The sequence below is a fragment of the Streptomyces sp. NPDC002004 genome, assembly GCF_053593975.1.
The window spans coordinates 202,946-209,933 of record NZ_JBSFDP010000013.1; the positions used below are offsets into that span (position 1 = coordinate 202,946).

Here is a 6,988-nt window from a genome sequence, read left to right on the forward strand (position 1 = left end):
TTACCCCCGCCCGGGGGGGCCGCGGGGGGCGGCGCCCACCCCGGCCTCCCGGGGGGGCCGTTCGCGGCCGCCCCCCCGGGGCCCCCCCCCGCGGCGTGGGCGCCCACCCGAAAGGACGCTCCGATGCACCACCAAGCACTGATCGTGGCCCGGATGAAGCCGGGCTCCGCCGCGGACATCGCCGATGTGTTCGCCGCCTCCGACCGAGGAGAGCTGCCGCACCTCGTCGGTGTCACCCGGCGCACGCTGTTCCAGTTCGGCGACGTCTACATGCACCTCGTGGAGGCCGACCGGCCGCCGGGCCCGGCGATCGCCAAGGTGGCCGACCACCCGGCCTTCCGGGACATCAGTGAGAAGCTCTCCGTGTACGTCAGCGCCTACGACCCGGCGACGTGGCGGAGCCCGAAGGACGCGATGGCCCAGGCGTTCTACAGCTGGGAGCGCGACCCGTCGGCGTGACGCCACCGCACGCAGAAACACCACACCGACAAGCAGCGCACCGAGGGCCCGCCCCCGGCCGGGGGCGGCCGCCGTTGGCGCATTCAGCCCGATCTCGCAGTGAGTCCGCGCTCATCGCGAGATCGGGCTGATGCTCGCGCGGCCGGGCTGCGAGGATGCGTGGTTGTGGTGACGGACGCGGAGTGGGCGCGGATTCGGGGAAGTCTGCGCTTCGGGCAGGTCTTCCGGGGCACTGTCGTGAAGGTGCCCAGACCTGGGGCGATCGGGATCTTCGTGGACATCGGGTTGCGCGTCGGGGGATGCGTCGACGTTCTGCTGTTGCCCGAGCGGGCAGAACGGTGGCCCGTCGAGGGCACGGTCACCGATGTCGAGGTCTGGTGGGCGGACAGCCGTCAACAGGTCCGGCTGAAGCCGTCCGATCCTCGGTACCTGCGGACGGATTTCGCGGACTTCGCTGCGTGCGTCAGGCCCGGTTGGCCGTCCGACATCGGCCGGCCCGTTCCCGTCGACGGGCCGGACACGGGGGAGGAGCGTGCGGCGCTGCCCGACCGGCAGGAGCGCCGCGACGTGTGAGACACGGATGCGGGCATACGACGACGTCGGTCTCCAGGACCACAACCGGGTCCTGGAGACCGACGTCGTGCAGGGCCCGAGTCAACCAGCAGCGTCCGCGACGGCCGGGGCGGGCTTCCTCGGCTGCCGGGTCCGGGGCTAGGGCGCGGCGGTCAGGACGCCGGAACCGTGCTTTCGAACGCGTGCAGATACGCGTTGACCGGCCGGATGTCGCCGACGGTCAGGCCGGCTTCGGTCATCCGCGTGACCATGCTCTTCTTGGTGTGCTTGGCCCCGCCGACGTTCAGGAGCAGCAGCAGGTCCATGGACGTGGTGAACTTCATCGACGGGCTGTCGTCGACGAGGTTCTCGATGACGACGACCCTGGCGCCCGGGCGGGCCTTCGTGATGATGTTCCGCAGCAGCCTGCGGGTGCTCTCGTCGTCCCATTCCAGGATGTTCTTGATGATGTACATGTCGGCCTGGACCGGGACGTCGTCCCGGCAGTCCCCGCCGACGATCGTGGCCCGCTCGGCGAGCGGACCGCCGGGCCGCAGCCGCGCGTCGGCCTTCTCCACCACGCGCGGCAGATCCAGCAGGGTGCCGCGCAGCTCCGGGTGCTTCTCCAGCAGGCTGGCCAGTACGTGACCCTGGCCGCCGCCGATGTCCGCGACCGTGGAGATCCCGCTCATGTCGAGCAGGTCCGCGAGTTCCCGCGCCGACTGCTCGCTGGAGGTGGTCATGGCCCGGTTGAAGACGTGGGCCGAGTCATGGGCGTCCTCGTGGAGATAGTCGAAGAAGCCCTTGCCGTACAGGTCCTGGAAGACGCTGCCTCCGCGCTTGAGGGCCTCGTCGAGCCGCGGCCACGCGTCCCAGGTCCAGGGCTCGGTGCACCACAGGGAGATGTACTTGAGGCTGTGCGGGTCGTCCTCGCGCAGCAGCCGGGACATGTCGGTGTGGACCCACCGGCCGTCGTCGGTCTCCGCGAAGATGCCGTAGCAGGACAGGGCCTTGAGCAGCCGCAGCAGCGGCCGTTGCTCGATGTGCAGCTTGGCCGCCAGGTCGTCCGCGGTGGCCGGCTCGTCGCCGAGCGCGTCCGCGACGCCCAGTTTGGCCGCCGCACGGACGGCCGCGGCGCAGGCCGCCCCGAAGACGAGCTCCCTCAGCCGCATCGACGGGTGAGGGGTGGGACTTACCGTGGTCATTTACCGCCTCGATTCACTTCAGGAACACGGTGGTTCGGCAGGGGCGCGGCCGACGGTCGGTCAGCACATGCCGGCGGGCTCGGAGACCCGGCACACATTGCGGTCGAACTTGTTGCCGGTACCCGGCCCCCGGTTGGCCAGGTCGGCCGTCGTGTTGCCGGTGACCGTGTTGTCGCGGACGACATTGCGGTCGTTGGGCGTACCCACGAAGCTCTTGAACAGCACCACGCCGCCGGAGAACTGCGACTTTCCGACGTTGTCGCGGATGGTGTTCTTCTCCACGAGGTTGTCCTCGGTGCCGGTGAGGACGATCCCGGAGCCCTGGATGTAGGGGAGCCGCGCCGTCTTCGGGCAGTACTTGTTGTTCGCGTGGACCGTGTTGGAGCGGATCGAGAGGTGTCCGGCCCGCGGCTTGCCCTCGTCACCCACGACGAAGATGCCGTTGCAGTTGCCGGAGACGTCGTTCTGGTCGACGCTCAGGTTCCGCAGGCGCCGGACGGTGAGACCGACCCGGTTGTTCTTGAGGACGTTGCTGCGGACCAGGGTGTCGAGGGCGTCGGTGGCGCCCCCCTCCTCGCCCACGGTGTTGGACAGGAAGAGCCCCGACTCCGCGTTGTTCTGGGCGAGGTTGTCCCGGAACACGCTCCTGGTGGACTTCTCCGTGGCGAAGCCCCAGTTGCCGTTCTTCTCCGCGGCCACGTCACGGACCGTCAGCTGGTCGGTCCCCGTGGCCCACAGGGCGTTCTTGGAGTAGCCGCTCAGCGTGAGCGCGCGGATCGTCGTGCCGACGACGGGGTGGCCGGACGTGCCCTGGACGCAGAGGCCGTTGCCGGCCTTGGCGCAGGCGTTGGTGGCGGCCTCCTTGGTCGCCGACGGCTTGATGATGGTGGTGCCCCGGCCGGACCCACGGATCGTCAGACCGGACTTGGTGATCAGGACGCTCTCCTGGTAGGTGCCGGGAGCGATGGAGATGGTGTCGCCCGACTTCGCGGCGTCGACCGCCTTCTGGATCGACTCCCCGGGAACCACGGTATGACCCGCCGTTGCCCCTTCCGCCGGGGCACAGCCCAGCCCCGACGCCGCGATGAGCGTGACGCATCCGAGATACAAGATCTGTCGTTTCGCCATGAGCCGAAGCTAAGGTCGCCGTTTCCGCCTCGCCACATATGGTCACCCGTAGCCTGCGGAGCGTGCGCAAGTGGCCCAATGCGGGGGCCGTGCGGGGTATCGGGGAGCCGGTCCGCGAACCGGCCGCCGCCCCGCGGACCGGCCGCCCGTTCGGACGGTGGACCCCTGCGCACGGACCCCACCCCGCTCACGGACCGGGCACCGCCCCGCCCGTCCGCCCGAGGCACGGGTGGACGGGCGGGCGGACGGGCCCGGCGGGCGTCAGAGTTCGCGCCGTGCCAGGTAGCCCAGGAGGCCGTGCAGTTCGTCGGCGGCGTGCGGTGCCGACCCGGCGGCGTCCACGCAGGCGTGAGCGGCGTCGAGATGGCGGCCGGCCTCCTCGTACGCGGCCGTCCGCCCGCCGGCCTCCTCGACCAGGGCGGCCGCGCGCCGGACCGACGCCTCGTCACCGGCACCGTCCGCGGTGAGCAGCGCCGCCAGACTCCGGGCGGCCGGCTCGGCCGAACCCCGCGCGGGAGCGCCGAGCGCTGCCAGCACCGGGAAGGTCTTCTTGCCCTGGCGCAGATCGCCGTGCACCGGCTTCCCGGTGACCTCGGGGTCGCCCCAGATCCCGAGCAGGTCGTCGACCACCTGGAACGCCACCCCGAGGTGCCGTCCGGCCCGGTCGAGCGCGGCCACCGTCTCGGGCGGCGCCCCGGCGAGCAGGGCACCCAGCGCCGCGGCGCTCCCCAGCAGCGCGCCGGTCTTGTGCTCGGCCATCGTCCGGTACTCGGCGGGGGAGACCGCCTGCGGTCCGGTCCAGGGCCGCGCCGCGAAGAGCAGGTCGTCCGCCTGACCGTGGACCAGGTCGTTGAGGGCGCCCGCCAGATGGCGTACGGCGGCGGGGCCACGGCTGCCCGGCGCGGCCGCCAGCGTGTCCACCGCCAGGGCGAACATCGCATCGCCGGCGAGCACCGCGGGGCCCGTGCCGTACGCCTTCCACACGGCCGGCCGGCGCCGCCGCAGCGCGTCGCCGTCCATGATGTCGTCGTGCAGCAGCGAGAACGCGTGCACCAACTCGACCGCCACGGCGGCCGCGACACCCGTCTCGCCGGGCGCGCCGGCCGCCTCCGCTCCCAGCACGGCCAGCGCCTGACGCACGCCCTTGCCGCCCGCACCCGCCGCCGGTGCACCGCCGACCTCGCACCAGCCGAAGGAGTACGCGGCCATCTCGGCCGGCCACGGATGCAGACGGCCGACGGCCTCGACGAGCGCGGGGCGCACCAGATCCCGGCAGCGTTCCAGGACCGGCGGTGTGCCGACGGTGCCGGCCGCCTCGACGAACCCCGCCGTCGGGGACGCCGCCGTCACCTTCCGGCCTCCGCGGTCGTGGCGGCGGCGGAGCCGGAGGTCCCGCCGTCCGCGCCGATGCCGAACTCCTCCTGCGCGCGTGCCACCATCTGCCGGGCGTGCCGCAGGCCGATGCCCTCCAGCACACGGGCCAGGTCGGCCAGGTCGGCGGCGGTCTCCGCCCGGTCGCGACCCAGGCGGGCCCGCGACTTGACCAGGCCGAGCCGGGCCAGTGCCTCGCCGCGCGGCTCGCTCATCTCCTCGAACTCCTCGAGCGCCGTGGCGTACACCTCCCGCGCCTCCTCGTACCGGCCCGCGCGGTACAGCACATTGCCGCGCATCTTGTGGTTGTAGGCGAGGGCGCTCGACAGGTTCATCTCACGGCAGGTCGTCTCCGCCTCCGCCAGCAGGCCGAGCGCGCGCTCCGCGTCCCCGTCGCGCACGGAGACGATGTCGGCCAGGCCGCGCAGGGCCCAGGCGTGCCCGCGGCGGTCGTCGGCGGCCGCGGCTATCCCGGCGGCCTCCTCGAACATCGCGTACGCCGTGTCGTACGACCCCGTGTTGCGGTGCATCTGTGCGATGCCCTCCAGCGCCCACACCGTGTGCCGCGCCTCGCCGCGCTTTCTGGCCTCCGCCAGCAGCTGCTCGTGCAGGGCGCCCACGGCCGCGTAGTCGCCCTGGATGCGGCCGGTCTCGGCCAGGCCGGCCAGTGAGTAGCCGCGGACGACGATGTCGCCGCCGCGTTCGCCGAGCTCCGCCGCGAGGCCCAGCAGCCGCCAGGCCAGTGCCAGCGCCCCGCGCTGCCGGGCCAGGGTGCCCCCGCTCCACAGGGCCCACGCCATGGCCCCGGTGTCCTCGGCCTCCCGGGCGGCACGGTAGCTCGCCTTCCACGCCCGGTCGGCGTCCTCCACCTGGCCCAGCCTGCGGTGCGCCTCCGCGACGGCCAGCCCCGAACGCGCCGCCTCGCCGCGGGACCCGGCGGCCTCCGCCGCCCGCAACTGCTCGGTGCCGGCGGCCAGGACGTCGACCAGGGACGAATTCACGGACAGGGAGGTGAGTGCGCCCTGGTACTCGGGGGCGAATGCCTTGCCGTACATGAATGCCTTTCGTCGTGCTGCGATATCCGCGCCGCCGTTCGGTCGGTACGGCGGCGCACGGGCGGCAGCGCGGAGATCCGACCTCTCTGTGCACCGGGTGTATACGCAGCGTGTATACACCGAGCGCATAGTGATACGGGAAACCACCCGGACCGAAAGGGTCGGGTGTCTTCCCCGGGGTCGGGGAGTCCGCACGGCCGGCGCGGTCTCGCGCGCCGCTGCCCGTTGTCGATCAAGACGCCCGTCGGGCGCGGGGGGTTGCCTGTGTCCGGAGCGCGTCGGGTTCCGGCCGAAAAGTGCCGCTCTCCGGAGCGGGTCGACGTGTGAGGCCGGCGATCATGTCAAACGCATGTCCTGGCCGGGGTGGGTGGATTGGCCGGCTCGTCGGCGCGACGTCGTTCCGCCGGTGTGCGGGGCGCCGGCCTGCCGGGGCGGGGCTGCGGGTCGTCAGCATGTCGATCAGACGTTCGACATGCGTCCGGTGGAGGCCGCTGATTCACTGAAGGGGCAGATGACCGGCCCGAGGGGCGAAGGGTCCGTATCCGCCTGCTGCGAGGAGTGATCATGAGCGTCGCGGACGGCTCGCCGGAACACATCCGGCAACTGCGCGAGCAGGCCAGGGAACTGGAACAGGAGGCCGAACGCGCCACCGATCCGGGCGAGCGCAACCGGCTGAAGGAGAAGGCCCTGCGCCTGGAGTCGCGCAGCGAACAGGAGAGCGGCATGGCCAGCGGGGACATCTACCCCTGCGAGTGAGGTGACCCCGCGGTGAGGCCACCACCGGTCCCGCCGGGGCCGGCCACCGGCCTCGGCCGGGACGCCCGGGCCGCGTCCGGAGCGCCGACAACAGGCGGCGCCCGGCGCGGCGCACTAGCGTGGGGAGCGTGACCGCCACACCTACCCGGTACGTCGTCGTGCTGGAGCCCCAGCTCGTCGACGCGGACAACCATCCGAACCACGGGCCCGCGCTGCGCACCGCAACCGTCGAGGCCACCGGCGAACTCGGCAGGTCGGGCTTCCCGCGCTTCGCGGGGGAGGGCGTACAGGCCGACATCGATCCGCGCACCCGCTCCGTGGAGGCGCTGACCGTGGACGGCCGAGAGCTCACCTACGGCTGGACCGCCGAGGTCCTGGACGACAGCGAGACACCGACCGGCTGAGGTGCCCGGGCGCGGGGCCGCACGCGCCGGGGGTGCCGCGCCGGACGGCGCGGCACCC

At 72.7% G+C, this 6,988-nt stretch carries 9 protein-coding genes; 5 read left to right on the forward strand and 4 right to left on the reverse strand.

Annotated elements, in window-relative coordinates; translation table 11 throughout:
- The first annotated feature begins 123 nt into the window (after positions 1–123).
- The 3 genes from ACWCP6_RS21475 (at position 124) to ACWCP6_RS21485 (ending at position 1,174) form a co-directional block, all read left to right on the forward strand.
- Complete coding sequence (locus ACWCP6_RS21475; RefSeq protein ID WP_450934069.1) at positions 124–459, forward strand: TcmI family type II polyketide cyclase; 336 nt, start codon at positions 124–126, stop codon at positions 457–459.
- A gap of 243 nt (positions 460–702) precedes the next feature.
- On the forward strand, positions 703–1,032 hold the full coding sequence (locus ACWCP6_RS21480; protein ID WP_450934070.1) for a hypothetical protein: 330 nt from the start codon (positions 703–705) through the stop codon (positions 1,030–1,032).
- A 7-nt stretch (positions 1,033–1,039) separates the two neighbouring features.
- Positions 1,040–1,174 (forward strand): hypothetical protein, encoded by a 135-nt coding sequence (locus tag ACWCP6_RS21485; protein ID WP_450934071.1) that lies wholly within the window; start codon positions 1,040–1,042, stop codon positions 1,172–1,174.
- Positions 1,175–1,184: 10 nt separating this feature from the next.
- Here ACWCP6_RS21485 and ACWCP6_RS21490 read toward each other — a convergent pair whose 3' ends face one another.
- The 4 genes from ACWCP6_RS21490 to ACWCP6_RS21505 all read right to left on the reverse strand — a co-directional run bounded on the left by ACWCP6_RS21490 (position 1,185) and on the right by ACWCP6_RS21505 (position 5,770).
- Positions 1,185–2,216: a methyltransferase gene (locus ACWCP6_RS21490; RefSeq protein WP_450934072.1), complete on the reverse strand. Its 1,032-nt coding sequence runs from the start codon at positions 2,214–2,216 to the stop codon at positions 1,185–1,187.
- Between the two features lie 60 nt (positions 2,217–2,276).
- Positions 2,277–3,344: a right-handed parallel beta-helix repeat-containing protein gene (locus ACWCP6_RS21495; RefSeq protein ID WP_450934073.1), complete on the reverse strand. Its 1,068-nt coding sequence runs from the start codon at positions 3,342–3,344 to the stop codon at positions 2,277–2,279.
- 261 nt (positions 3,345–3,605) lie between these two features.
- A complete protein-coding gene (locus ACWCP6_RS21500; RefSeq protein ID WP_450934074.1) occupies positions 3,606–4,694 on the reverse strand; it encodes a polyprenyl synthetase family protein in 1,089 nt (362 codons plus the stop codon).
- Entirely contained in the window at positions 4,691–5,770 is a 1,080-nt protein-coding gene (locus ACWCP6_RS21505) for a tetratricopeptide repeat protein (protein WP_450934075.1), read from the reverse strand. Before ACWCP6_RS21505 ends, ACWCP6_RS21500 begins: the two co-directional genes overlap by 4 nt.
- A 564-nt stretch (positions 5,771–6,334) precedes the next feature.
- Here ACWCP6_RS21505 and ACWCP6_RS21510 point away from each other — a divergent pair.
- Together ACWCP6_RS21510 and ACWCP6_RS21515 are read left to right on the forward strand one after the other, a co-directional pair.
- Positions 6,335–6,526, forward strand: coding sequence for a DUF6381 family protein (locus tag ACWCP6_RS21510; RefSeq protein WP_450934076.1), 192 nt, complete (start codon positions 6,335–6,337; stop codon positions 6,524–6,526).
- Positions 6,527–6,654: 128 nt separating this feature from the next.
- Positions 6,655–6,930 carry a hypothetical protein gene (locus ACWCP6_RS21515; RefSeq protein WP_450934077.1) on the forward strand — a complete coding sequence of 92 codons (276 nt, stop codon included), beginning with the start codon at positions 6,655–6,657 and terminating at the stop codon, positions 6,928–6,930.
- Positions 6,931–6,988: the final 58 nt, after the last annotated feature.